Annotated in this window: 31 protein-coding genes; 22 read left to right on the top strand and 9 right to left on the bottom strand. The window is 40.4% G+C overall.

Annotated features, from left to right (window positions below):
* The first annotated feature begins 69 nt into the window (after positions 1–69).
* Complete coding sequence (locus BM291_RS19710) at positions 70–585, top strand: VOC family protein (RefSeq protein WP_092900982.1); 516 nt, start codon at positions 70–72, stop codon at positions 583–585.
* A gap of 1 nt (position 586) precedes the next feature.
* Here the strand turns inward: BM291_RS19710 and BM291_RS19705 are convergent, their stop codons facing one another.
* Positions 587–1687, bottom strand: a complete 1101-nt coding sequence (locus tag BM291_RS19705; protein WP_092900979.1) for a trans-sulfuration enzyme family protein — start codon at positions 1685–1687, stop codon at positions 587–589.
* Positions 1688–1845: 158 nt separating this feature from the next.
* On the opposite strand from BM291_RS19705, the gene BM291_RS19700 reads away from it, so the two are divergent.
* From BM291_RS19700 to BM291_RS19690, 3 genes are read left to right on the top strand one after another with little or no spacing between them, the layout of a single operon-like run.
* Complete coding sequence (locus BM291_RS19700; protein WP_092900976.1) at positions 1846–2376, top strand: RNA polymerase sigma factor; 531 nt, start codon at positions 1846–1848, stop codon at positions 2374–2376.
* Positions 2373–3059 carry a hypothetical protein gene (locus tag BM291_RS19695; protein WP_092900973.1) on the top strand — a complete coding sequence of 229 codons (687 nt, stop codon included), beginning with the start codon at positions 2373–2375 and terminating at the stop codon, positions 3057–3059. The genes BM291_RS19700 and BM291_RS19695 overlap by 4 nt, the downstream gene beginning before the upstream one ends.
* Positions 3060–3087: 28 nt before the next feature.
* Positions 3088–3846: a hypothetical protein gene (locus tag BM291_RS19690; RefSeq protein ID WP_092900970.1), complete on the top strand. Its 759-nt coding sequence runs from the start codon at positions 3088–3090 to the stop codon at positions 3844–3846.
* 144 nt (positions 3847–3990) lie between these two features.
* Here the strand turns inward: BM291_RS19690 and BM291_RS19685 are convergent, their stop codons facing one another.
* Entirely contained in the window at positions 3991–4467 is a 477-nt protein-coding gene (locus BM291_RS19685) for a DUF4293 domain-containing protein (RefSeq protein ID WP_139229150.1), read from the bottom strand.
* Between the two features lie 102 nt (positions 4468–4569).
* Between BM291_RS19685 and truA the strand changes: the two genes are divergently transcribed.
* The 6 genes from truA to hemE all read left to right on the top strand — a co-directional run bounded on the left by truA (position 4570) and on the right by hemE (position 10118).
* Positions 4570–5328, top strand: coding sequence for a tRNA pseudouridine(38-40) synthase TruA (gene truA, locus BM291_RS19680; protein WP_092900964.1), 759 nt, complete (start codon positions 4570–4572; stop codon positions 5326–5328).
* Between the two features lie 6 nt (positions 5329–5334).
* Positions 5335–7107, top strand: a complete 1773-nt coding sequence (locus BM291_RS19675) for an ABC transporter ATP-binding protein (protein WP_092900961.1) — start codon at positions 5335–5337, stop codon at positions 7105–7107.
* A gap of 141 nt (positions 7108–7248) precedes the next feature.
* Positions 7249–7836 carry a hypothetical protein gene (locus tag BM291_RS19670; RefSeq protein WP_092900958.1) on the top strand — a complete coding sequence of 196 codons (588 nt, stop codon included), beginning with the start codon at positions 7249–7251 and terminating at the stop codon, positions 7834–7836.
* A 2-nt stretch (positions 7837–7838) separates the two neighbouring features.
* Positions 7839–8354 carry a hypothetical protein gene (locus BM291_RS19665; protein ID WP_092900955.1) on the top strand — a complete coding sequence of 172 codons (516 nt, stop codon included), beginning with the start codon at positions 7839–7841 and terminating at the stop codon, positions 8352–8354.
* 80 nt (positions 8355–8434) lie between these two features.
* Positions 8435–8971 carry a hypothetical protein gene (locus tag BM291_RS19660; RefSeq protein WP_092900952.1) on the top strand — a complete coding sequence of 179 codons (537 nt, stop codon included), beginning with the start codon at positions 8435–8437 and terminating at the stop codon, positions 8969–8971.
* A gap of 124 nt (positions 8972–9095) precedes the next feature.
* Positions 9096–10118 (top strand): uroporphyrinogen decarboxylase, encoded by a 1023-nt coding sequence (gene hemE, locus BM291_RS19655; protein WP_092900949.1) that lies wholly within the window; start codon positions 9096–9098, stop codon positions 10116–10118.
* 123 nt (positions 10119–10241) lie between these two features.
* On the opposite strand, the gene BM291_RS19650 is transcribed toward hemE, so the two are convergent.
* Positions 10242–11048, bottom strand: coding sequence for an MOSC domain-containing protein (locus tag BM291_RS19650; RefSeq protein WP_245786922.1), 807 nt, complete (start codon positions 11046–11048; stop codon positions 10242–10244).
* An 81-nt stretch (positions 11049–11129) separates the two neighbouring features.
* On the opposite strand from BM291_RS19650, the gene BM291_RS21980 reads away from it, so the two are divergent.
* The 3 genes from BM291_RS21980 (at position 11130) to BM291_RS19640 (ending at position 13896) form a co-directional block, all read left to right on the top strand.
* The gene (locus BM291_RS21980; protein WP_139229149.1) at positions 11130–11312 is read left to right on the top strand and encodes a hypothetical protein; all 183 of its coding nucleotides are present in this window, start codon (positions 11130–11132) and stop codon (positions 11310–11312) included.
* A gap of 174 nt (positions 11313–11486) precedes the next feature.
* Positions 11487–13400, top strand: a complete 1914-nt coding sequence (gene dnaK / locus BM291_RS19645) for a molecular chaperone DnaK (RefSeq protein WP_092900946.1) — start codon at positions 11487–11489, stop codon at positions 13398–13400.
* Between the two features lie 121 nt (positions 13401–13521).
* Positions 13522–13896, top strand: coding sequence for a co-chaperone GroES (locus BM291_RS19640; RefSeq protein ID WP_092900943.1), 375 nt, complete (start codon positions 13522–13524; stop codon positions 13894–13896).
* Between the two features lie 82 nt (positions 13897–13978).
* On the opposite strand, the gene BM291_RS19635 is transcribed toward BM291_RS19640, so the two are convergent.
* From BM291_RS19635 to rocD, 6 genes are all read right to left on the bottom strand, one after another.
* Positions 13979–14263 carry a hypothetical protein gene (locus BM291_RS19635; RefSeq protein ID WP_092900940.1) on the bottom strand — a complete coding sequence of 95 codons (285 nt, stop codon included), beginning with the start codon at positions 14261–14263 and terminating at the stop codon, positions 13979–13981.
* 295 nt (positions 14264–14558) lie between these two features.
* A complete protein-coding gene (locus BM291_RS19630) occupies positions 14559–15728 on the bottom strand; it encodes a porin (protein ID WP_092900937.1) in 1170 nt (389 codons plus the stop codon).
* A 93-nt stretch (positions 15729–15821) separates the two neighbouring features.
* Positions 15822–17120 carry an ammonium transporter gene (locus BM291_RS19625; protein WP_092900935.1) on the bottom strand — a complete coding sequence of 433 codons (1299 nt, stop codon included), beginning with the start codon at positions 17118–17120 and terminating at the stop codon, positions 15822–15824.
* 520 nt (positions 17121–17640) lie between these two features.
* On the bottom strand, positions 17641–18609 hold the full coding sequence (gene hemB, locus BM291_RS19620; protein WP_092900932.1) for a porphobilinogen synthase: 969 nt from the start codon (positions 18607–18609) through the stop codon (positions 17641–17643).
* A gap of 3 nt (positions 18610–18612) precedes the next feature.
* Positions 18613–19266, bottom strand: coding sequence for an HAD family hydrolase (locus BM291_RS19615; protein ID WP_092900929.1), 654 nt, complete (start codon positions 19264–19266; stop codon positions 18613–18615).
* 107 nt (positions 19267–19373) lie between these two features.
* Positions 19374–20609: an ornithine--oxo-acid transaminase gene (rocD, locus tag BM291_RS19610; RefSeq protein WP_092900926.1), complete on the bottom strand. Its 1236-nt coding sequence runs from the start codon at positions 20607–20609 to the stop codon at positions 19374–19376.
* Positions 20610–20638: 29 nt separating this feature from the next.
* Between rocD and BM291_RS22100 the strand changes: the two genes are divergently transcribed.
* The 9 genes from BM291_RS22100 to BM291_RS19565 all read left to right on the top strand — a co-directional run bounded on the left by BM291_RS22100 (position 20639) and on the right by BM291_RS19565 (position 25611).
* Positions 20639–20842: a C1orf53 family protein gene (locus tag BM291_RS22100; RefSeq protein ID WP_092900923.1), complete on the top strand. Its 204-nt coding sequence runs from the start codon at positions 20639–20641 to the stop codon at positions 20840–20842.
* Between the two features lie 102 nt (positions 20843–20944).
* Positions 20945–21187 carry a 50S ribosomal protein L28 gene (rpmB, locus tag BM291_RS19600; RefSeq protein WP_057939354.1) on the top strand — a complete coding sequence of 81 codons (243 nt, stop codon included), beginning with the start codon at positions 20945–20947 and terminating at the stop codon, positions 21185–21187.
* Between the two features lie 30 nt (positions 21188–21217).
* On the top strand, positions 21218–21400 hold the full coding sequence (gene rpmG / locus BM291_RS19595) for a 50S ribosomal protein L33 (RefSeq protein WP_057939355.1): 183 nt from the start codon (positions 21218–21220) through the stop codon (positions 21398–21400).
* Between the two features lie 37 nt (positions 21401–21437).
* Positions 21438–21590, top strand: a complete 153-nt coding sequence (locus tag BM291_RS19590; RefSeq protein ID WP_092900920.1) for a DUF4295 domain-containing protein — start codon at positions 21438–21440, stop codon at positions 21588–21590.
* 91 nt (positions 21591–21681) lie between these two features.
* Positions 21682–22638 (top strand): signal recognition particle-docking protein FtsY, encoded by a 957-nt coding sequence (gene ftsY, locus BM291_RS19585; protein ID WP_092900917.1) that lies wholly within the window; start codon positions 21682–21684, stop codon positions 22636–22638.
* A 118-nt stretch (positions 22639–22756) separates the two neighbouring features.
* Positions 22757–23608, top strand: coding sequence for an SPFH domain-containing protein (locus tag BM291_RS19580; RefSeq protein WP_092900914.1), 852 nt, complete (start codon positions 22757–22759; stop codon positions 23606–23608).
* A gap of 2 nt (positions 23609–23610) precedes the next feature.
* Positions 23611–24099, top strand: coding sequence for a hypothetical protein (locus BM291_RS19575; RefSeq protein WP_092900911.1), 489 nt, complete (start codon positions 23611–23613; stop codon positions 24097–24099).
* A 3-nt stretch (positions 24100–24102) separates the two neighbouring features.
* Entirely contained in the window at positions 24103–24282 is a 180-nt protein-coding gene (locus tag BM291_RS19570) for a type II toxin-antitoxin system antitoxin (RefSeq protein WP_092900908.1), read from the top strand.
* Positions 24283–24414: 132 nt separating this feature from the next.
* Positions 24415–25611 carry an IS256 family transposase gene (locus tag BM291_RS19565; RefSeq protein WP_092900207.1) on the top strand — a complete coding sequence of 399 codons (1197 nt, stop codon included), beginning with the start codon at positions 24415–24417 and terminating at the stop codon, positions 25609–25611.
* The last annotated feature ends 41 nt before the right edge of the window (positions 25612–25652 follow it).

The following is a 25652-nucleotide window of genomic DNA, read 5'->3' as shown; positions in this document are numbered from 1 at the left end:
TATGGGCATAAGGGATTATTGATTAGTATTTTTTATATTCCCCTACTAACAAACCCAAAACCTCTTAACATGAAACTGACTCTTCCAAAAACCCTCAGCGCAGTTCTCTTTCTTGCCATTGGTCTAACAGCTGGAATAGCCGTAGGAACGAAGTTGCATGCTGATGAGAAAGGAGAAATTCTAGGCATCAACCATATCGCTATCGTAGCGGAGGATTTTGAGAAATCAGTCAGTTATTATAGGGACACCTTAGGTTTCCCATTGGCTATTGAATACAAAGATGACAAGGGAAACCCTGCATTTTCCTATTTCCAAGTGAGTAAAAGCACCTTTATAGAACTTGTACCCGCGACAGCAAATAGACCAGCTGGACTTGAGCATTTCGGTTTGGAAACCAGTGGAACCGAATCTCTTTTAGCTCATCTTCGAGAATTGGGATTGGACATCAATGGCCCCAGAATTAGCACCTTGACAGGGATCCACATAGGAACCACCAAAGACTTGGATGGTGTGAATATTGAATTTATCGGAACTGTACCTGGCTCAGTTCACAGAAAAGCAATAGACGATTGGGACCTAAAATGATTTAAGCTAAGGCGTTTTCCATATCCTCCAGCAAATCATCCAAATGCTCCAAACCTACCGAAACTCGGATCAGATTCTGCGGCGTCAACGTGTCTGGTCCTTCCGAAGCGGCTCTTCTTTCTATTAAACTTTCCACTCCACCAAGACTGGTTGCATTGATAAAATACTTGAGTTTGGAGATCACTCGATCCGCCACTTCCGCTCCGCCTTTCACCTGAAAGGAAACTACTCCTCCAAAACCTGTCATCTGACTTGCGGCGATTTCATGTCCAGGATGAGCTTTCAATCCCGGATAATAGACCTTTTCAACAGCGGAATGATTTGAAAGGAAATTCGCCAGCACCATCGCATGTTCTGCGTGACCTTTCATCCGATAAGGCAAAGTCTTGATGCTTCTACACAAATAGTAACAATCCATCGGCGATGGCACTGCTCCTCCACCGATCTGCACATTTTTCACTTTCGCCCAGAACTCATCTTCGCTTTTTGTAATCAAAGCTCCTCCCAAAATATCCGAATGCCCACCAAAATACTTGGTACTGGAATGCATCACGATATCAGCACCTAGATCAAGAGGATTTTGAAAAACTGGAGTAGCAAACGTGTTATCACATGCAACCATTGCTCCCTTAGCTTTTGCCAATTTCGCTACTGCACGTATGTCTGTGATTTTCAGTAAGGGATTTGAAGGCGTTTCTATCCATACCAACTTCGTATTAGACTGGAACGCTTTTTCCACATTCTCTAAATCCGTCATATCCACAAAAGTGGCTTCCAAAACTCCTTTGAAAATAGAAAGAATCGCATTTTTCAAGCCGTGGTACATATCATCTGGAGCGATCAAATGTGAGCCCGGTTCCAACGCTTGGAACACAGAAACTCCCGCCGCATTTCCAGAAGAAAAAGCAGCTGCGTCCGCACCTTTCTCCAAACCTGCCAGCAATTGCTCCAAAGCATGACGGTTGGGGTTATTTGCGCGAGCATAGATCATCGACTCGGGCTGGTGAATAAAAGTGGTACTCAGCGTGATCGGCTGCACAACTGGCTTTTCGGAATCAGAGACAATATTTCCTCCGTGTATGGCGAGTGTTTCGAGTTTCATATACTAATGGTTAATATCTGCAAAAAGCAATGCTTGAAATTACCACTATTTCCTTGAGCCAGAAAAGTTTTTGTAAAATGCTCTCCGGTCCGAAAAAACATTGAGGGGCATTCCAACCTTTTTGGATTAGCTCGACTCTTTAAGACAGAAGCAATTTTATGAACAATCAAAAACTAGATACTAACCTGATCACAAACGTCCTCAAAGGCGACAGGTCAGCGCAGTTTCAGCTTTTTGAATTGACCAAAGGAATGCTTTACTCGGCTTGCTATCGAATCGTCAATGACGAGGACGAAGCAAATGATGTGTTGCAGGATTCTTATGTAGAGATTTTCCAAAAAATTCACACGTTAAAGCATCCCGAAGCGCTGATTGGCTGGATGAAAACGATCACAATTCGCAAGGCGATTTTGCAGAGCAAAAAGAAAATCTATTTCGAACCAATTGAGGAAGTCGACTTAGAATCTAGTGAAGGCTTTGATTCTTGGTTTGACGCAGAGATGCTTGATCAGGCTATAGGAAGTCTCCCGGCTGGAGCAAGAGCCGTATTTCTTCTTTTGTCAGTGGAAGGCTATTCCCATCGAGAAGCGTCGAATATGCTAGGAATCTCAGAAAACACTTCGAAATCACAATTGAATTATGCGAAAACACTCTTGAAAAAGCGAATCACTAAACTACTTCAGGCATGAACGAATTTAGCCCAAAACCAGATTTGTGGAGTAAGATTCAGAGGCGGAAGGATTTCGACTTACAGGTAAACGCTCATGTAGCTAATCTTCCAGAACGAATGCCAAAAGCTGATCTCTGGAGTGCCATTGGAAGTGAATTGGATCGAAAGAATCCAGTCATTCCTCTTTGGAAATATGGAATGGCAGCGGCTTCGACAGCCTTGATCTTAGCACTTTCAGGTCTTGCTTATTTAGAGTTTGGGGAAAAAGACGTAGAAACTCCGTTGATAACTGAGGTTGAAGTGGAAACCCCTGATCTCAACAAAACTGATATAAATCCGCTCATTGAAGTCGATCCAGCTTCAATGAATCTCGAGCTAATTGAAGTTGAAAAACCGAATACGACTACTTCTCAACTGAAGGAAACTACTAGAATTACGCCTGCTCCTATTGCGGCTCCTGCGCTGGACTTACCCGATTTAACTATTGAAAACACTTTAATATCAGAAATCATTATTCCTATAGTACCTGAGCAGGAAGCACCGCAAACACTTCACAAGGTTCAAATCTCATGGGGTTTTCAAGACAAAAAAAAGCTTAGAACGAGCTTTGGCTCTGGAGCTCTAGAAGACATCACCGAACGTCAGATCGGACGAGTGGACGAAACTTCCAACTCGATCAAAATCAACTTTAAAAAACAGTAACTACCAGAATCTTATAAATAAAAGCATCATGAGAAGAATCCTACTAGTTTCTTGCCTGGCACTGCTATGTGCTTCCCAAACCATAGCACAAGAAATCGAAAACAAACTCTTTGGCAATAATTTGGAAAAATTGAATGAGGACTTTCCTGTAACGGACACCCTTGTTTTTGACTTTCCAAATGAAGGTAAACTACTCCTATTGTTTAACCATACAGAATATGAACTCAGCGATTTGGAAGAAAAATTCAGTTTGATATTAAAGAAAACCACCAAATTTCCTGAATTCCAAACCTTAGTTTATCGCCTCAGTGAGGAATATCCACAAACCCAAACTGAAGCGGTCATCCTAGATTTGGAAAGAGAATACCTTCCCTATATGGATCAACTCGAGCTGAGCGCGGTGATAGGAATGGACTTTACAGGAGGAGAATTCACGCCAGTAGTCGGCGGTAGAATGATGTTTAACTTCCGGAAATTTGATATCGGAGCATCCTTCACGAATAAAGTATTTTTTCCTGAAAGAATAGAGGGGAACATCAAAGTCAATAGCAATTGGTTTGCAAACCTTGAATATAGATGGGACAAAAGTGACCCAAAATCCAACACTGCCAATATGTTTGGTATAGGGATATTAGTCAATGAAAGCAAAAGTCAACTTTTCACGGGCACTACTGCACAAGCATTCTACAAGCGTAAATTAAATAAGAATATGTCCATCCAAGTGGGCGTCATTGCCACGGAGAATTTCAAAACATTCTACCCTACAGTGGGGATAAGATTTTGGTAGATTAATAATCCCCCAAACAAAAAACAACCACAAAACCTGCTTCTGGAGAAGCAGGTAACAAACAAAGAAAGCCAGCAGTTTGCTGGCTTTCTTTGTTTGTTATGAAAAAGTCTAACGTCTTGATTCTTATATCTAACGTCTAACCTACCTGATTCTATCCACTGATTTCAGCAAAGCCACATCTTTTCTAATGAAGCGATTGGCAAGCATATTACAAACCATAGCTACTAAAATGGCCCAGAAACCAATTTCATATGTACCATTATCGGCAGCCGAGATTTCTGAGTTCACTCCACTTGTGATCAAAAAAACAATTGCAACCAATCCAACCATGAAAAGCGAATTGACCATATTTAGCATCATCTGCCTGCCAAGGTTTCTATATTGAAAGATCGAGATAATAGCCATAAGGCCTACAAATGAGGCTAATGCTGCAATATACCAATTGGAAGAAGACTGAAGCACTTCTCCTGAAGCATCAATCTGGTTCATAAATAAAGCATTCATCTTCCAGATTTCGCCGGAATCTGCTACTTGTTGTACCCACAGGTCTAAGCCCAATGTCAATCCCATGGCAACGGCCACTAGGAAAAGGAAAATTGATTGTAAGCGCTGGATCATTTCTTTCTGATTTTTTGGCAAAGAAAAGGTCTTATGACTTCATTACCAAGGAAAGCAGGTTTCTCGCCGTGATTTGATTGGGAATAGTATCTTTGCAGCCGTATGAGTGAGAGCAAAAGATATTTCCTGGACGTAAGCTACAAAGGCACACGCTATCATGGTTGGCAAATCCAAGAAAATGCATATACGGTCCAAGAGGCCTTGGAAGCTGGTCTTTCTACCTACTTCAGAAATCCAATCTCTGTGATGGGATCTGGCCGTACAGACACGGGAGTGCATGCCTATTCTCAAGTTTGCCATTTTGAGACGGATCAGGATATTGATAGAGAAAAATTTCTACGCGCGATCAATGGGATTTTACCCAAAGACATATCTATTAATTCGATTAGAGAAGTCAAGACAAATGCTCATGCAAGATTCAGCGCCAAGAACAGATCTTATGTTTATAGAATGATTTTGCAAAAAAGTCCTTTTATAGAAGATTATGTGTGGAGACATTACTTCAATCCAGACATAGATAGAATGAATGAGGCGGCTAAAATCCTATTGGAACACAATGATTTTGAGTGTTTCAGTAAAATACATACGGCGGTAAAACATTTTCGCTGTGAAATAAAATCGGCTCATTGGGAACAAAAAGACGGTGAATTGCAATTTCATATAACTGCGAACCGATTTTTGCGTGGAATGGTAAGAGCAATCGTGGGAACACTTGTTTCCGTTGGACTTGGAAAAAGGGAACCTGAAGAGATGCACCAAATTATAGAATCACGAAATCGAGAAAACGCAGGGAAATCAGCCCCCGCCAGTGGCTTGTTTTTCAGCCGAGTTGAATATTCAGAAGACATTTATTTAGACTAGTTTACCTTGAGCCTAGAACAAGAAAAAACATCATCCGGCGAAATCGTCGATTCGAAAGTACTCAAGCAGCTATACGGTTTTGTAAAGCCATACAAACCTCAGTTCTATTTTCTGATCTTTCTAACCATCGCTCTTGCCATTTTGGCACCAACTCGCCCTTACTTCATTCAGGTTGCGATTGATGACTATGTAGCTGTGGGCGACGCAGCAGGTTTGTTGAAGATCATCTATCTACTCGTAGGACTGATGATCATCCAAGCGTTGGTGCAGTGGGCACACACCTATTATTCTGGCTGGATTGGGCAGGTAATTATCCGCGACATCCGAGTAAAGCTGTATAAGCATCTGCTTAAGCTTCGCTTAAAATTCTTTGACAATACTCCGATCGGAAGATTGGTAACTCGGAATATTTCTGATATAGAAACGCTGGCGGACGTGTTTTCTGAAGGATTGGCAGCGATAATCGGAGACCTTCTACAGTTGGTCACTATCCTTGGCGTCATGTTTTACATTGACTGGAAACTTACGCTAGTGAGCTTATGCACCTTGCCGCTGATGATTATTTCTACTTATGTATTTAAGGAGAAAATCAAGGTAACCTTCAATGATGTGAGAAATGCAGTATCCAATCTGAATTCTTTTCTTCAGGAACACATCACGGGTATGAATATCGTGCAGATTTTCAACAGAGAAGATCGGGAGTTCGAAAAGTTTAAAGAAATAAACAAGGAGCATCGAAGAGCACACATCAGATCTGTTCTTTATTATTCCATTTACTTCCCAGTAGCTGAAATCATACAGGCAATAGGAATTGGCTTAGTAGTTTGGTACGGAGCTGTAGGTGTATTGGGAATGGATATTGAAATCGGTGTTTTGATTTCTTTCATCATGTACTTACAGCTTTTCTTCAGACCTATCCGGATGATTGCTGATCGTTTCAATACATTACAGATGGGGGTAGTGAGTTCTTCCCGTATTTTCAGATTACTTGAAAGCAAGGAGCATATCGCGAATGAAGGTGACTATAAACCTGAAAAAGTAAGCGGAAATATCAAGCTTGAAAATGTGTGGTTTGCGTATGTGGACGAAGACTATGTACTGAAAGATATCAGTTTCGAAGTAGAATCCGGTCAGACAGTGGCGCTGGTAGGTGCAACAGGAGCTGGTAAATCTTCCATCATCAATTTGATTTCCAGGTTTTACGAGATCAATAAAGGTCATATTTCCATAGACGGACATGATATCCGGGAATTTGAATTAGACACGTTGCGGAAGCATATTGGCGTAGTTCTTCAGGATGTTTTCCTTTTTTCCAATACAATTTTCTACAACATCACGTTAGGTAATCCAGACATCACCCGTGAACAGGTGATGTATGCTGCGGAGCTTGCTGGCGCAAAAAGATTTATAGAAAGACTACCTGGTGGGCTTGATTACAATGTAATGGAGCGTGGCGCTACACTTTCTGTAGGTCAGCGACAATTAATTTCTTTTGTCAGAGCGATGGTTTACAATCCTGAAATTATCATCCTGGATGAGGCTACCTCATCTGTGGATACAGAAACGGAGGAATTGATCCAAGAATCTATAGAGACAATGATGACAGGAAGAACTTCCATCGTAATTGCGCATAGACTATCTACTATTCAAAAAGCAGATAAAATTATTGTTCTCAATAAAGGAGAAATCGTAGAAACAGGCACGCACGATTACTTACTGGAATTAGGCGGATACTACACGCAATTGCATCAAATGCAACTTAAAACAATGGCTATCTAGCCTGATTTTTGACTTCTATTACAAATACCATATATCAAGTGAAATCCAGCACAACTCAAGCACAACACCGAAACGATAATTCGATGCTGGATTCCTCCCGATAGCTATCGGGATGGCCTATAAAAGACAACCTATAATCATATGAAATACAGATTAATTACCCTTTTGGTATTATTGCCATTTATCAGTTTTGCACAGGAAAGAGGAGTAGGAATCCGTCTAGGTGAGCCTCTTTCAATTACCTACAAAGATTTCATCTCGGAGTACATTTCTATCGAAGGAATGATAGGAACTGCCGGGATTAATGGTGCGAGTTATTATCAAAGAGATTTTGAAAGCAATCTCCCACAATCCAACGCATTCTATATTTCTCATAGTGCAAAGAAAGGGGTGTCCTTCAATGTACGCTCTGCTTACCACGAAGATATCACTGACGTTTTTGGGATCACCGAAGGCTACCTATTGGGTTATGGAGGAGTTGGTGTACAGCTGAGAACAACCAAAGTATCTTATAACTATACGGACGGGCAAACTGGGACAGGCTCAGCGATAAGGGTAGACAACAGGACTAACGTTGATTTTGGACCAGAGGTATTTGTGGGTGCGGAGTATTATTTTGACGATGTTCCTATCTCTATTTTCGGAGAAGCAGGATTCTTTTTGGAGTTGATTGATCGCGTTGGACACATGAAAGCACAGGGTGGTATCGGCGTTCGCTATCTTTTCTAAGAATGAAGAAAAAACTCATATTGGCCATTGGGGTCTTATCAATTCTAATAATTATTGGTTTTTGGGGCTTCAAAAAACTGGGAGGAAACGCACCTATCGAAATCCAACTTGTAGAGAACAAGCCTGAGAATCTTGCTGGATTAACATACAGAGGTACTCCTGCAAATGAAGAGTTGGGAGAGATTTTCAATAAAATGGAGTCTCAAAAAGGTGTTCATCCAGGAAGTCATCTCCATACTATCTATGAAGTGGAGCCTGCTGGTAAACTTGACACCATGATTGTTTTTGTAGGAATTAATCAAATCCTACCAATTGATGATCTTGAATTTCGATCCTTCGAAAATGACAGCTACTTACTTGCAAAAATTCAAAGTAACAAGTGGGTAATGCCTAGTCCAGAGACGGTGAAGGAAAAGTTGAGCGAATATGCTAGAGAGAATAAATTGGAGCTTAGTGGTGTTTATATAGACAAAATCGTCTCTAAAAGCGAAATTCAGGTCATAGCGCCTATCAAGTGAAAAATTGTTAAGGAATTTAAACCAACCATTTAATGGCACAATTCGTGAAAACATCTTACTAACCTTAACAAACTACTCCTATGAAAAATATAAACACATTAATCTTGGCTCTTTTTGGGCTGGTAGTATTCCAAGCTTGTGAAGGACCAGAAGGGCCTCAGGGAGTACAGGGACCAGAAGGTGAACCTGGGATAAATATAGTTTCTGAAGTTTTTGAAGTTGAAGTAAATTTCAATGCTGCCAATAATTACAGTGAAATCTTTCAATTCAATCCTGTAATTGTAGATAGTGACGTGGTGCTTTCATTCGTATTATGGGAAGTAGACGGAAATACTCCTATTTGGAGAGCTATGCCTCAAACTGCTTATTTCCAACAAGGAGGGATCTTAGTCTATAATTACGATTTCACTAGTAGCGATTTCAGTATATTCTTAGACGGGAATTTAGACCTGAGCACACTTAGTGCAGATTGGACGGATAATCAGGTTTTCCGTGTAGTAGTTCTACCTGGAGATTTTGCTTCCACTAATGCTAGACTTGATCTGACTGATTACGATGCTGTTACCAAACTTCTAGGACTGACAGACGAAGACTTTAAGCGAATAGAATTGAAATAATTCTAAGAAAATATTAATCTAAACCAACTGATTACTACAAGCTGGATCAATGTCTTACATAGGTCCAGTTTTTTTATGTGGTTATTTTGCCTGCCAAAAATAATTTGGCGCTTATCTTTGCATCATGCATTTGAAAAACGACCTCCTACTTCGAGCCGCCAAAGGCGAAACAACAGAAAGAACTCCTGTATGGCTGATGCGCCAAGCTGGAAGAATTTTGCCTGAATATAGAAAAGTAAGAGAAAGCGTAAGTGGATTTATCGAGCTTGCTCAGACTCCTGAACTTGCTGCTGAAGTAACCATCCAACCAGTGGATTTACTGGGAGTGGATGCTGCGATTATCTTTTCAGATATTCTAGTAATCCCTGAAGCTATGGGATTACCCTACGAAATGGTAGAGAAAAGAGGTCCACTTTTTCCTAATACAGTCAAATCGGAAGCTGATTTGAAGAAGCTTCATGTCTCTGACGGATCTGAACTACAGTATGTCACTGACGCTATTAGCATTACAAAGAAAGCATTAGATGGCCGCGTACCTTTGATCGGTTTTGCAGGCGCGCCATGGACTATTTTCTCCTACATGGTAGAAGGTCATGGCAGCAAAACATTCTCTGCAGCAAGAGAGATGCTTTATACTCAACCAGCATTTTCGCACAAATTGCTTCAGATGATCACTGACAGCACGATTAATTATCTTAAAGCTCAGATCGAAGCCGGCGCTCAATTAGTGCAGCTATTTGACAGTTGGGCTGGGATTCTTGGCCCAAAGCAATACGCTGAATTCTCAATGCCATATATCGCTCAGATCTGTGATGCGATCACGACTGTGCCAAAAACTGTTTTTGCAAAAGGAGCATTCTTTGCAAGAGAAGAAATGGCAAAATTGAATTGCGAGACAATAGGATTGGATTGGAATATGGGAATCGCTGAATCACGAAAACTCATCGGTTCTGACAAAACGTTACAAGGAAATCTAGACCCTGCGGCTCTTTACGGAACTGCCGACCAGGTGCGCGAGGCTACCATCGCTATGATGGAGCAATTCAGAGGCACAAGACACATAGCTAATCTTGGCCATGGGGTTTATCCAGATATTAATCCTGAAATGGTCAAAGTATTTATACAGACCGTAAAAGAATTCAAATAGATTAACCGCGGTGAACACGGAGTTTTCCGGGGGAGTCCACAGTATTATCCTGCTTCTAGAGAAGCAGGATTTTCTTTTTAAGGCCAATCTTTATAAACCTCTTTATTGAATATTTATTCGGAATCAATTCACCTTAAGTTCATCACCAACTTTGATGACTCCGCCTGACAATGCAACCACATTTTGTCCGAAAAGCACTTTTTTGCCTTCTCTTCTATAGGAAGCCAAAGTCTTTAGTGGTTCAGCGGCTTTGATACCGGTATTTTGATCCACTGTGATCATCACACAGCGAGCGCAAGGCTTGACTACCTGCAAATCCAATTCACCAATTTGTATTCTCCTCCAAGAATCCTCGATAAATGCCTCCCCACCAGAAAAGACAATGTTGGGTCGAAAGCGATTCATGGGAACAGGCTCTTCTAACTTTTTATTTAGGTCCTCCAAGGATTTCTGACCGATAAGCAAATAAGGCATGCCATCTGCGAAACTCACCGACTCCCCATTCACCGCATATTTCGGGTCCACTTTTCTTTCCGTAGACAATGGCATTTTCACCAGACGAACATTCATGCCAAGTACCTTGCTAAACCACTCATCGATTTGAGAATTCACCAATCGAGCAGGCATATCATCATCCCAGACTGTCACAGAAGAAATCTCCTCTCCTTCTTCGGTAAATGGGATGTGTATCGACTCAAGTGGATTAGAACTATGATAGACAGAAAGCGAATCCTCCCCAATCTCCACTCGTAGCAAAGCCATGATCGGGAAAGTTCTCTGGGAGAGAAACCGTCCACTTTCATCAATTAGCATCCAGCGACGATCAAGTTCAAATCCTCTTTCCTCCACTTTAGCCTCAGTAAGACGTATTCCAGCAAGGGATTTAATCGGATAAATGTATAGGTCTTGAATAATCAGAGAGTCTGGCATACTTTAAAAATAAGTCTCTCAAATCGAAAATCTTGTTTCAAATTAAAAAATTTGCAATGGCAAGGATAATTCCTTTGATATATGTCCATATCGAAGGCAATAGTTCGAATTCTCTATTGGCAGTTAGAATTCCCATTCCTAGCAAAACCACTAGGCTCCATCGGCATCGTTCTTTCATATTTCCCTTTAAAAAAAGCTTCATTCTACTTAATAGATGCAAAAGTCAGCCAAGTGGTTGCAATGGCAGGTGCATTTTTCTCATAAACTGCCAGTTTGGAGATTTTTGCAGAATGGATAAATGACAATTCAGTAGTTTTTTGATCCTACTCATGTCAATAGAACTGCCAATCTGACACAAAAGCACCAAAATTCCCAGATGGCACATCCCTTGAAGAAGGGGAGTAGTACAAATACGAAACAACTTAAAATTATATAATCATGGGAAAAATCATCGGCATTGACTTAGGAACAACCAACTCCTGCGTAGCAGTGATGGAAGGTAACGAACCTGTAGTCATTCAAAACAGTGAGGGAAGAAGAACCACACCTTCTATTGTGGCTTTCCTTGACAACGGAAACGGTGAGCGTAAAGTAGGTGATCCTGCAAAGCGTCAAGCGATAACCAACCCGCAAAACACTATTTCTTCTGTTAAAAGATTTATGGGTAAAAAATTCTCTGAAGTTTCTGCAGAGAAAAAACATGCCTCATACAAAGTAGAAAAAGGAACCAACGACACTATCACAGTGAGAATTGGTGACAGATCATATACTCCACAAGAGCTTTCTGCAATGATCCTTCAGAAAATGAAGACTACGGCAGAGGATTTCTTGGGACAAACAGTCACTGAAGCGGTAATTACTGTACCTGCATACTTCAATGATTCTGAGCGTCAAGCTACTAAAGAAGCTGGACAGATCGCTGGTCTAGAAGTGAAGCGTATCATCAACGAACCAACTGCTGCGGCTTTGGCATACGGGATGGACAAGAAGCATCAAGACATGAAAATAGCGGTGTATGACCTTGGTGGTGGTACATTTGATATCTCAGTGCTAGAGCTTGGAGACGGTATTTTCGAAGTAAAATCTACCAACGGTGACGTTCACTTAGGTGGTGATGACTTTGACCAAGTAGTAATGAACTGGTTAGCTGAAGAGTTTATGTCTGAAGAGCAAATCGATCTTAGATTAGATCCAATGGCACTTCAGAGATTGAAAGAAGCTTCTGAAAAAGCTAAAATCGAACTTTCTAGCTCTGCATCCACAGAAATCAACTTGCCTTATATCACTGCAACTCAAACAGGTCCTAAGCACTTGGTGAGAACATTGAGCAGATCGAAGTTCGAGCAACTTACTGAAGATCTTGTTAAAAGATCTATGGAACCATGCAAGAAAGCTTTGGCTGACGCAGGTATGACTCCTTCAGATATTGACGAAGTAATCTTGGTTGGTGGTTCTACTAGAATCCCTAAAATCCAGGAAGAAGTTGAGAAATTCTTCGGTAAAAAGCCTTCTAAAGGTGTAAACCCTGATGAAGTAGTAGCAATCGGTGCTGCAATCCAAGGTGGAGTATTGACAGGTGAAGTGAAAGATGTCCTTCTTTTGGACGTGACTCCTCTTTCTTTAGGTATCGAAACAATGGGTGGAGTATTGACCAAATTGATCGAATCTAACACTACTATTCCTACTAAGAAATCTGAAACTTTCTCTACTGCTTCGGACAATCAGCCTGCTGTGGATATCCACGTACTACAAGGTGAGCGTCCGATGGCTAAGGATAACAGAAGCATCGGTAGATTCCAGCTTTCTGACATCCCGCCAGCACAAAGAGGCGTTCCTCAGATCGAAGTAACTTTCGACATCGATGCTAACGGTATCCTTAATGTATCTGCAAAAGACAAAGGAACCGGCAAAGAGCAGAAGATCAAAATCGAAGCCTCTTCAGGACTTTCTCAGGAAGAAATCGACAGAATGAAGTCTGAAGCAGAAGCAAATGCTGCGACTGATAAAGCTGAAAAAGAGAAAGTAGATAAGATGAATCAAGCAGATAGCTTGGTATTCCAAACTGAGAAACAGTTGAAAGAATACGGAGATAAACTTTCTGATGGAAATAAAACTGCTATTAGCTCAGCTTTAGAGGAGCTGAAAACTGCTCATCAATCTCAGAACCTTGATGGAATTGATTCCGCAATGGAAGGATTGAATAAAGCATGGGAAGCTGCTTCTACAGAAATGTACAATGCTGCTGGAGCCGAAGGAGCACAAGCTGGTCCTGATGCAGGAGCAGATTCTGGAACTACCGGAGATGGTGTTTCAGATGTAGATTATGAAGAAGTAAGCGAAGAGAAGAAGTAAGCTTAGACTTATCTAACATAGACGGCATCTGTAGTGATACAGATGCCGTTCTTTGTTTAGGACATAATTAATAATAGAATAAGTTATTTTAAGCTCCCAAAGATTCTGAAAATCTCAAAAAATGCAACTAACTGCTGACAATAAACTGAAAAAGCTCATCGTGGTAGGCGACCGAGTTTTAATACGCTTGAAAAAGCCAAATGACAAAACTGGCTCAGGTCTATACTTACCTCCAGGAGTTCAGGAAAAAGAGAAAGTACAGCAAGGTTATATTATTAAAGCCGGTCCTGGCTATCCGATTCCTATGCCTTCTGAAAATCAGGAATCATGGATGGACAAAGAAGATCAAGTAAAGTATATTCCCCTGCAGGCGAAGGAAGGTGACTTAGCTATCTTTTTACTATCCGGAGCACATGAGATAGTTTATGAAAGTCAAAAGTATTTCATCGTCTCTCAATCAGCTATCCTAATGCTCGAAAGAGAACAAGATCTTTAATCATAAAAGGCTCGGAATATTCCGAGCCTTTTATGATTTTATAAATTGGTATTGTTTAACGAGTCCATTACTGCGGATCAGCTTAATCCTCCCAAACTTTTTTATTTTTTGCTTTTGGACCTTTTAGATCTTTGTTTCTTCTGACTAACGCAGTTTTTGTGCTTTTGTTAGACACTTCCCAAACCTTACTATTTTTAGCTTCAGGTCCCTTGATATCAATTGGAACAACATAGAATGCGGGTGGGGAAGCATGCGCTGCTAGCTCAATGGCGGTTGCATTTTTAGCTCTTGGACCTTTCAAAGTAGCTTGCGAAAACACTACAGTAGAGGACATCATAATTGCGACTAATAATACTGCTTTTGTCATGACATGTATAGTTTAATTTAAGACTTACTAAACTATACTTATAAACCATAAAAAGGTTACAAGAAATCAATACTTTATAAATGTTTTTATTCAAATAATAAAATTATATTTCCCAACTATCTGTAAAAAATAATTTTTAACGTTTAAAATCGAACCAGAAATTCAGCTAACAATTGCCTTTAAATAAAAAAAGGCTAAAAAGTAACTTAACTTTAAGCCAATAGGATTAAAAATAAAAAAAACCAGGATGAAATTCATCCCGGTTTTAAATTAACAATAGACCCTGTTTATATTTTTAGAATGCAAACACTGCTGCAAACATAAAAGAAGATAAGCTCTTGCTTGGATTCATATCATTATTCATAAAGTAATTCTCCCCCATTGTATCTAGTCTTAACTCAGGAATTAGCGTAAGGTTTTTGCTAACCTTTGCATTTCCTGAAAGAGTTACGGCAAATACGTTACCGTCACCATTTCCATCTAGACCAACCACCCCGTCAAGTCCGCCATTGAATACAGAGAAATACTCTCCTCGTAGACCCAAAGCAAATTTATCAGAAGTAGTTGCCTGCAAATAGCCTGCGAAACCATAGAAACCAGCACCATCTCCGCTTGAGTCACTTACCGAAGAACCACTGTACATTTCACCTGCGGCAGTAGTATTATAGGTAGTATTCACACCAACATATAGCGCCTCTGTAACATTAAATCCTGTAGTCAAATCAACCTGAAAAGTGTTTCCCATAGAAGTTTGGCCTGGAATCAACGAACTGTTATCCATGTCTAGCTTACCATCTTGATCACCATACACAAAGTTCAAGTAGGTGCTCCCAGCATCTGTAGAATACCCCAATTGAGCACCTAAGGTATAAGTACCTGCCAAATTGAATTCTGTCATATCTGTAGGATTCATCACTGCAGCCATCAAAGACCACTTATCAGAAAGTGCAAAATCAGCCTTCAAACCAGTATGGGAAAATGGCCCATACGAGAACATATAAGAAGTAGAATAATTAAAATTTGCAGTTGGAGAGATAACCTCATAACCAAGGAAGGTATTGAAATTTCCCATCGTCAAAGTAACCGCATCAGATACGTTCCAGTAAACATATAATTGATTTACGATTTGGGAGCTACCAGCCATTCCACCAGCATACATTGGCGAACCGAACACGGCATCTTCTCCTCTAGGACCAAAAACCAGATCAGCAACTACCCCAACTTTCTCTCCTTGATAAGTGGCAATGATATTTGCCATACCTAAAGAGAACCCTGGGAGATTACCGAAAGATGAAGCAGGGGCTTGAAAATTATCGCCCTTGTTTGGACCATTAAAGTTTGTACGGAAGTAAGCATCTACAGAACCTGAGAATGTCAATTTAGACGACTCCTCAACTTCTTGAGCAATAGAGCTTGAAGCTCCAAAGGTTAGTAATGCTAGTATTAGTAGTTGAATTTTTTTCATGTTTTAAGTAGGTATAGGTTTTGAAATAGTTCTAAGTGATTTATTACTACCGAGGAATGAGAACAGCTCATTCCTCGGTAGCTAATTGTATGTCTATTCGTCGTAAACGATGGTATAACCACGAATCCCATGTTCGTGGGAATCTAAACCGCTACGCTCATGCTCCTCAGAGACACGGATTCCCATGGTCTTTTTAAGAACAAAGAAGATTAAGAAAGCTGCAGAGAATGCCGCTACTCCACAGATAGCTACTCCAGCCAACTGAGTAAGGAATGTGTGCTCTGGGTTTGTAGAAAAAATACCAACGGCTAAAGTTCCCCATATACCACAGGTCAAGTGGACAGATACAGCACCTACTACATCATCCAGCTTAAGCTTATCAAGCAATACAGCAGAATACACCACTAAAATCCCAGCCACAAAACCTACTAATACTGCTGATGCAGGATTGATAACATCAGCTCCTGCTGTGATTCCAACGAGACCCGCTAGTATACCATTAAGGATCATTCCTAGATCCAGGCGCTTAAAAACTATATTTCCGGCAAGAAAGCCACCAATCCCTCCTGCACATGCTGCAAGACTAGTAGTAACTAAAACAAAAGATACAATTGCAGGATCTGCGGAAAGAACAGAACCACCGTTGAAACCAAACCATCCTAGCCAAAGTAAGAATACACCTATTACAGCAAGAGGAACACTAGAGCCTGGCTTATCGACAGTCTTACCATTTACATATTTACCGATTCGTGGACCGACCAAAATCACACCCGCAAGAGCTCCCCACCCTCCAACAGAGTGAACCAAGGTACTTCCTGCAAAGTCATAGAATCCCATAGCATCTAATGCTCCACCGCCCCATTTCCAGCTTCCGATTATAGGATAGACAATACCTACATATAATAAAGTAAATACTAGATAAGCCCACAGCTTCACTCGCTCAGCTATAGCACCAGAAACAATCGTAGCAGCAGTAGCTGCAAACATCGCTTGAAACAGAAAATCAGTCCAGTATGTATAACCGCCACCTGCATAACCTACTGTCACGTCAGCATCGGCAGGTGAAAACCAAAACATATTCCAGCCAGCAAAATCAAAACTCAACCAGCCTGGAGTTTCAAAACCAGGGTACATCAGGTAAAACCCAACAAAAGCATAGGATAAAATCCCAATAATAGGGGTGATCGTATTCTTAAACAGAATGTTTACTGTGTTTTTGGCCTGGCCAAATCCAGCTTCAACTCCTGCAAACCCTAAGTGCATAATAAACACCAAGGCTGTGGAAAGCATCATCCAAACATTGTTTGTGGTAAAGAGATTCTGTGAAATCTCGGCTGACAAGTCCATTGTCGCGGCCGCATCTTGGGCCAACAGAGGTACGAAATAGTTCATAGGTTAGATATAGTTTTTTAAACGTTTTTCAGAATTTAAGATAGGTTTGTTTGAATAATCAATAATCGAATGTAATTATATTATTACTAAAAAAACAAATCCATAATTACAAAATAGGTATCAAAAAGTCTTTTTTGGTATCATTTTGAATCCATTTTTTACATTTTTTACAAAAAATTAATAAAAACAAGCTCTTTTTTAAACCTGACATTTAGGAAAATATTATTCGGTCAGTATCTATAAAATTTTACGAAACCGATTGCTAATACGGCGATTCAGAACATTCCTAAAAAAAATCATACGCTTTTGGAACAATATTCTTAAAAAACAGAAAAAACAGGATTTTAATCAAATAGATCAATTTTGCGAAAAATATAAATATTTAGAAATTTGACATTTATTTTACCCTACACTCAAACAATTAGAGAATTTTCTAATAAAACTGATCACTTAAATAACCATAGACATAAAAAAAACCGGAATTACCCGGTTTTTAACTCAACATGTAAATACTACTATCCTATTTCACCAAACTTGCATATTCTTTGGCAAAGTAGGTCAGAATCACCTTCGCTCCTGCTCGTTTAATACTCAACAAAATCTCAAGCATTGCTCGATCGTTATCAATCCATCCTTTTTCCGCAGAAGCCTTCACCATACTATACTCTCCTGACACATTATATGCAGCTATCGGCAAGGGGAAGTTGTCATTAAGCAACTTTATAATATCTAAATAAGAAAGTGCCGGCTTTACCATTAGAAAATCAGCTCCTTCTTCTGTATCCAATCCCCCTTCTATCAATGCCTCCTGAGAATTGGCAGGATTCATTTGATAGGTTTTTTTGTCACCGAATTTAGGTGCAGAATCTAATGCATCCCTGAAAGGCCCATAGAATGCACTAGCATACTTCGCAGTATAAGACATGATAGAAGTATCTGTAAACCCGCTTTCGTCCAACAACTCACGTATGTAACCCACTCGACCATCCATCATATCCGAGGGACCTATAATATCTACGCCAGCGTCTGCTTGAGCCAATGACATCCTCGCCAAAATCTCCAGCGTCTCATCATTCAATATTTTACCATTCTTCACCAAGCCATCATGTCCATCGCTACTATAAGGATCCATTGCCACATCGGACATCAAACACACTTCAGGAAACTCCTTTTTGATTTCGCGAAGCGCCTTCAGGTAAAACGTCTCTGGATTATAACTTTCTGACGCAATAGTATCTTTCAAACTATCCGGATAAGCCGGAAACACATCAAACGCCTGAATCCCCAACTTCATACAAGACTCTATTTCTCTAAGCATGGTATCTATAGAGTACCTATAAATCCCAGGCATGGAATCAACAGCCACACTTTTCTTCACTCCGTCCACCAAGAACATTGGGAATATCAAATCCTTGACAGAGAGACTAGTCTCCTCTACAAGGTTTCGTACTGCTTCAGATTTTCGATTTCTTCTAGGTCTTCTTAGCATGATTTATTTGAAAAGTTGTTGAATCTGATTAAGATCTAATTTTTTGTAATCTTCTATATATAAGTCACATTTTGGCAATTCATCAATTGTATGACTAGAAAGCACGCCAACTACTTTCATACCAGCATTTAAGCCAGCACTGGCACCTGAAAAGGAATCTTCAAATACCAAACAGTTCTCAGGCCTCACTCCAAGTATGGCAGCACTTTTTAAATAAACTTCAGGATCGGGCTTATGATTTGACACATCTTCTGAAGCAAGCTGAGATTGCATTAGCCTCCCAATTCCAAGTGTACCAATAATCAAATCCAAATTCGCCCTTGGAGCAGATGTAGCTACAGCGGTGAGCACATCGGCAGATTTCAGCTGCGCAAAAAACTCGATAAAACCTGAAATTGGATTTACTTCTGACTTATATATCTCCCTGAACAGCCCTTCTTTCTCATCTTCAAGCAAAGCCAATTCCTCCCCCTCTATCTTTCTACCTAAGAAATGGCTCAGAATATATCCGTTATTTTTCCCGTACATATGCTCAGCATATTCAGCTTGAGTAGGGTTCAGATCTCGCTTCGCAAAAAATTGCTGGAAGGCAATGGAATGAAATGGATTGGTATGACAAATCACTCCATCCATATCAAAAATGACAGCTTTTAACATGTATTGGTTCAGTTTTTAGAGTTGCAAAATTAAGCATAAGACAATAAAAAACCCTCCCAAGTTCCAAAAACAAGAGAGGGCTAATTCAGGATAATAAGTACGCTACTCTACTTTTCAAAAGAAGCAATTGTCTTCTCTATAATATCACAACACTCATGAATCTGCTCTTCAGTCATCACAAGAGGCGGCGCAAAGCGAATAATATTACCATGGGTTGGCTTCGCCAAAAGGCCATTATCTTTCAAAGCCACACATATATCCCAAGCAGTACTACTTTCTTCAGTATCATTGATCACAACAGCATTTAGTAATCCTTTTCCTCTAACGAGCTTCACGAGATCTGATTTCTCCACTAGTTTCTGCATTCTTAGCCTAAACAATTCACCAAGTTTCTCTGCATTTTCAGCCAATTTCTCATCTTTCACTACTTCCAAAGCTGTCATTGCTACACGTGCTCCAAGTGGATTCCCCCCAAAAGTAGAACCGTGCTGACCTGGCTTGATTACATTCATCACTGCATCATCTGCCAAAACAAGTGACACCGGATAGAACCCTCCTGAAACTGCTTTCCCCAAAATCAAAATATCAGGACGTACATTTTCATGGTCAACAGCAAGTAATTTCCCTGTTCGGGCTATTCCCGTTTGGATTTCATCTGCTATAAACAACACATTCTTTTCCTCACAGGCAGCTTTCGCTTCCTTCAAGTAATCAGGCCCTGGCACATACACTCCAGCCTCACCTTGAATCGGCTCTACTAAAAACGCAACCACATCCGGATCAGCTAGAACAGCTTTTAGCGCATATATATCATCGTAAGGAATTTTGACAAATCCAGCTGTATAGGGCCCAAAGTTCTTACGGGCATTTTCATCGTTAGAGAACGAGATGATTGTCGTAGTCCTCCCGTGGAAGTTATTTTCAGCCACAATGATCTTAGCTCGATTTTCATCAACACCTTTTCTCTCGTAGCCCCATTTTCTTGCAATCTTAATAGCTGTCTCCACTCCTTCGGCTCCTGTATTCATCGGAAGCACTTTGTCAAAACCGAAATAATCTGAGATATATTTCTCGAATGGGCCTAGCACATCATTATGAAAAGCACGGGACGTTAACGTCAAAGTACCCGCCTGCTCTATTAAAGCATCCTTAATGCGTGGATGGCAATGTCCTTGATTCACGGCAGAATAGGCAGACAAGAAATCGTAATAACGCTTTCCCTCTACATCCCAAAGAAAGACTCCCTCTCCTCTTGCCAACACCACGGGTAATGGATGATAATTATGTGCACCGTATTTATCTTCTAATTCTATTGCTTGCTTACTCGAAGTGATAGTCTGCATGTTTTTCGTAATTTTGTGTTCTGTATTATATGGACTCGTCAAGTTCAAATATAGCAAATGCCATTACCCCAACCATGAAAGACAGCAAGAAGCCTCTCCCAACATCCGCATTAAGTTCGGAAGACTTTTATTTCAATGAGCAAGGACTCATGGTTTTCACAAAAAAATATCACTTAAAACGGGGTTATTGCTGCGGAAGCGGCTGTAAAAACTGTCCTTATCCAAAAGACTGAGATAAAAGAGAATATTTTTGAAAGGCATTGTTGCAAATCCCCGAAAAGTTCCGATATTTGCAGACTCATTACAGAAACGGATACAATTTACTATACATTACCATGGCAAAAGTTTGTGACATTACCGGAAAAAGACCTCGAGTAGGTAACAACGTCTCCCATGCAAACAACAAAACTAAGCGTAGGTTCTACCCTAATCTTCATAAGAAGACGTTCTACGTTCCAGAAGAAGATGCATGGATCACTTTGAAAGTTTGTACTAAGGCATTGAAGACTATCAATAAGAAAGGTATCACTGCAGTTTTGAAAGAAGCTCAGGATAACGGGATGATTGTAATCAGATAATCAAGGTCACGACCCTAAAATCAATAAAAGATGGCTAAGAAAGGCAACAGAGTACAAGTGATTATGGAATGCACGGAGCATAAAGCTTCTGGCTTGCCAGGTACTTCAAGATACATCACTACCAAGAATAGAAAAAACACTACTGAGAGATTGGAATTGAAGAAATTCAACCCAATCATGAAGAAAGTAACTGTTCATAAAGAAATTAAGTAATTTAGCTCGGAAGAAATTCCGTTAAAACGACAAAACCATGGCTAAGAAAGTAGTAGCAACCCTTAAAAAAGAAGGTGGCGTATCTTACGCCAAAATCATCAAGGCGGTAAGATCTGAGAAGACTGGCGCCTATACCTTCAGAGAAGAAATGGTTCCTTCCCCTCTGGTACAGGAAACCTTGAAAAAATAAGTTGCACATCGCAGCATAAGGCATTCTAGTCCCTCTGTCCATCGGTCAGCAGGGACTTTTTCGTTATATTCCACTTTTAAAAAGCATAAGTATGGGAATCTTTGGTTTCTTTTCAAAAGATAAGAAAGAAAGCCTCGATCAAGGCCTTCAGAAATCAAGCGAAAATATATTCACAAAACTCAGTAAAGCCGTTGTAGGCAAGTCCAAAGTGGACGATGAGGTTTTGGATGAATTGGAAGAAATTCTAATCACCTCCGATGTAGGTGTAGATACTACTATTAAGGTCATCCGAAGAATCGAAGAGCGAGTAGCTAAAGACAAATATGTCAATACGGCTGAGCTTGATGTAATTCTTAAGGAAGAAATCGAGAACCTTCTCAAAGAAAATAACTCACAGGATCTCTTTGACTTCGACCTTCCAGAAGGAAAAAAACCTTATGTGATCATGGTAGTAGGTGTCAACGGAGTTGGTAAAACTACCACCATCGGAAAACTTGCCAACCTTTTCAAGTCAGCTGGAAAGTCTGTAATTCTTGGAGCTGCAGATACTTTTAGAGCTGCGGCTGTAGATCAATTGATTCTCTGGGGGGAAAGAGTTGGCGTGCCTGTAGTTTCCCACGGCATGAATACTGATCCAGCTTCTGTAGCATTTGATGCCGTGAAGCAAGGAGTGGACACTAATGCCGATGTAGTAATCATCGATACTGCAGGCCGACTTCACACAAAGGTCAACCTGATGAACGAGCTTGGAAAAATTAAACGCGTCATGCAGAAATTTATACCTGATGCTCCTCACGAGATTTTACTGGTATTAGATGGATCCACAGGACAGAATGCATTTATTCAGGCTAAGGAATTCACGAAAGTCACCGAAATCACTGCTCTTGCCATCACCAAACTTGATGGTACAGCCAAAGGTGGCGTAGTAATCGGCATATCTGATCAATTCAAAATTCCTGTCAAATACATAGGCGTAGGAGAGAAAATGACTGACTTACAGATTTTCAATCGGAAGGAATTTGTCGATTCGCTCTTTACGAAGAAATAACAAAACCGCACTTAATCAGATACCCCGACCAACATCGGGGTATTTTTTTTGTTAAAATTTGAACAATTAACAAACTTTACCGTAATTCAATATGATATCATTTTAACATCATAACAATATGGAAAAAGTAACTAAACCTATGTCAGGATATTTCATGATCCTGTTCGTTCTTGGGCTTATCATTTTTGCAGTTGCACTTTTTATACAGCAAATCATGATAGTAATCGGCATTTTATCTGTGGTGACAGCGCTTATCTGTCTTGGAGGGTTCTTTATCGTAGAACCAAATAAATCGATGGTCCTGTTACTTTTTGGTAACTATAAAGGAAGCGTGAAAGCTAATGGCTTTTACTGGGTCAATCCTTTCATGACAAAGAAGAAAATATCTCTTCGTGTGAGAAACTTCGAAAACAAACCAGTGAAAGTAAATGACAAAATTGGTAATCCAGTGATGATCGGAACTATCGTTGTTTGGCAAGTAGAAGACACATTCAAGGCTACCTTTGATGTAGATGATTACGAAAATTTCGTCCACTTACAATCTGATGCAGCGATTCGAAAAATGGCAGGACTTTATCCTTATGATAATTTTGAGGCTGAAGAGGCTGAAATCACATTAAGATCTGGAGTAGAAGAGGTTAATCATTCCTTGGAAAAAGAAATTAGCAATAGACTGTATCATGCAGGAATCAAAGTGATAGAAGCTAGAATTTCACACCTGGCTTATTCTTCGGAAATCGCCTCGGCAATGCTCCAAAGACAGCAAGCCACAGCAATTGTAGCTGCTCGTCAGAAGATAGTTGAAGGTGCTGTTGGCATGGTAGAAATGGCTCTAGCCGATCTCAAGATGAAAGAAATCATTGAATTTGATGATGAGAAAAAAGCAGTGATGGTTTCTAACCTTATGGTGGTACTTTGCTCAGACAAGAGTGCTACTCCAGTGCTTAACGTTGGGACACTAAATCAATAGCAATGGCTAATCGGATTTTCAAAGAAAGCCAAACTTATATAGGCACATGGGTTATGTATTTTATCATCTTGACCGAAGTACCAATAGTGATATTATTGATTGTCCTATACGCCACGTCAGACGATAAGCATGAAATGGCAATTGCATTAGGAGTTGTTCTCGGCACAATGGCCTTAATCCTTGGCTTAATTCTCAACCTAAAGCTGGAAACTAGAATTGACGATAATAGAATATCGTTTAGATATCTGCCCTTCATTCTGAAATGGAGACAATACCCTAAAGCGATGATTAACTCAGTTGAGGTAATTAAATACAGTCCAATTTCAGATTACGGAGGATGGGGAATTAAGGGAAACAAAACCACCAAGGCATATTCAGTACTGGGAGATGAAGGTATTATTATGGATGTGGGGGAAAAGAAAAAAATATTGATTGGAACGATGAAGTCTAAGGAATTGACAGACTTTATGAAAAACTGGATGGAGGAATAAGCTATGCCTAAGAAGAAAGCATTTGCACTACGGTTGGATGAGAACATGATGAAAGCGATCGAAAAATGGGCCGCAGATGAGTTCCGTAGTACCAATGGTCAACTCGAATGGATCATCCGTGAATCGCTTAAAAAAGCAGGGCGATTACCGAAGGGAGAATCAGGTAATTCAAATTTAGAATAAACCAGATCGAGTGGTAGTATCCCATTAAGTGTGTAAGTGTAGAAAAGTTATTCTATAATTTTTCGGCCCATTCAAAGGCCTGGAAAAATTTATGGAAATAACTTTTCGGGGTAACTTTACACATTTAAAGCTATGAAAAAAGAAGATGTTCTAAGCGAGGAATTCCTCAAGCAGTTCAAAACCGGCGAAGAGTTGTACTCTTTTCTTTCTCAGATTCAAAAACGTGGGGTAGAACAGATCCTCGAAGGCGAACTGGATTCCCATTTGGGATACGATAAGCACCAGACTTCCATTAGTGCCAATGCACGTAACGGTCACAGCAAGAAAAAAATCAAAAACCAGTTTGGTGTAGCTGAGATTCAGGTGCCACGAGACAGAGATGCCTCCTTTGCTCCTGCGCTTATTCCAAAGCGTAAGAACATGGCGGAGGGAGTGGAAAATATCATCATTTCCCTGTATGCCAAGGGGATGAGTGTCAGTGATATTGAAGAACAGATCAGGGAGCTCTATAATATTGAACTGTCCACCTCAGCGATATCACGGATCACCGAGCGCGTTTCACAGGACATTACCTTGTGGCAAAACAGACCGCTGGAATCAGTCTATTGCATCGTCTGGATGGATGGTATTGTATTCAAAGTCAGAGAAAGTTCCAGAGTCATCGACAAAACCATTTACATCGCTATAGGTCTGCGAACAGATGGAAAGAAGGAAGTCTTGGGGCTTTGGTTGGGGAAAAACGAATCCGCAGCCTTCTGGCTGAGTGTATTGACAGATTTACGTTCCAGAGGCGTTCAGGACATCCTGATCACCGCCACGGACAATCTGAAGGGCTTTACAGAAGCCATCAGATCCGTTTTTCCCGAATCCACCAAGCAGATCTGCATCGTCCATCAAATCCGCAATGCCTGCCGATATGTGGTCTGGAAGGACAGAAAGGCCTTCACTGCTGATATGAAGGAAATCTACACTGCTCCCAACCGTGAAGCAGCAGCACTCGCTCTGGATCAGTTAGAAGCCATCTGGAGTCAGAAATACGGCTATGCAATCAAAAGCTGGAGGGACAACTGGGAAGAGTTGACTGCATTTTTGGCTTTCCCGATGGAAATCCGAAAGATCATCTACACCACCAATATCATTGAAAACCTGAATGGGAAAATCAGAAAATACACCAAGAATAAACTTTCCTATCCGACCGATGATGCAGTAATGAAGTCCGTATTCCTGGCCGTTAACGAATCCACTAAAAAATGGACGATGCCAATCCGGGATTGGGGCACCATCTTAAACCAATTTATGATTATGTTTGAAAACCGTCTAAAATTCTAACCAACCTTAAAATTCATTTACACACTTTTCGGGATAGTGTC

This window comes from Algoriphagus aquimarinus (assembly GCF_900112005.1).
GTDB classification, from domain to species: Bacteria; Bacteroidota; Bacteroidia; order Cytophagales; family Cyclobacteriaceae; genus Algoriphagus; species Algoriphagus aquimarinus.
Note: the sequence above shows the minus strand (reverse complement) of the source record. Positions and strands in the feature narration are given on the sequence as shown.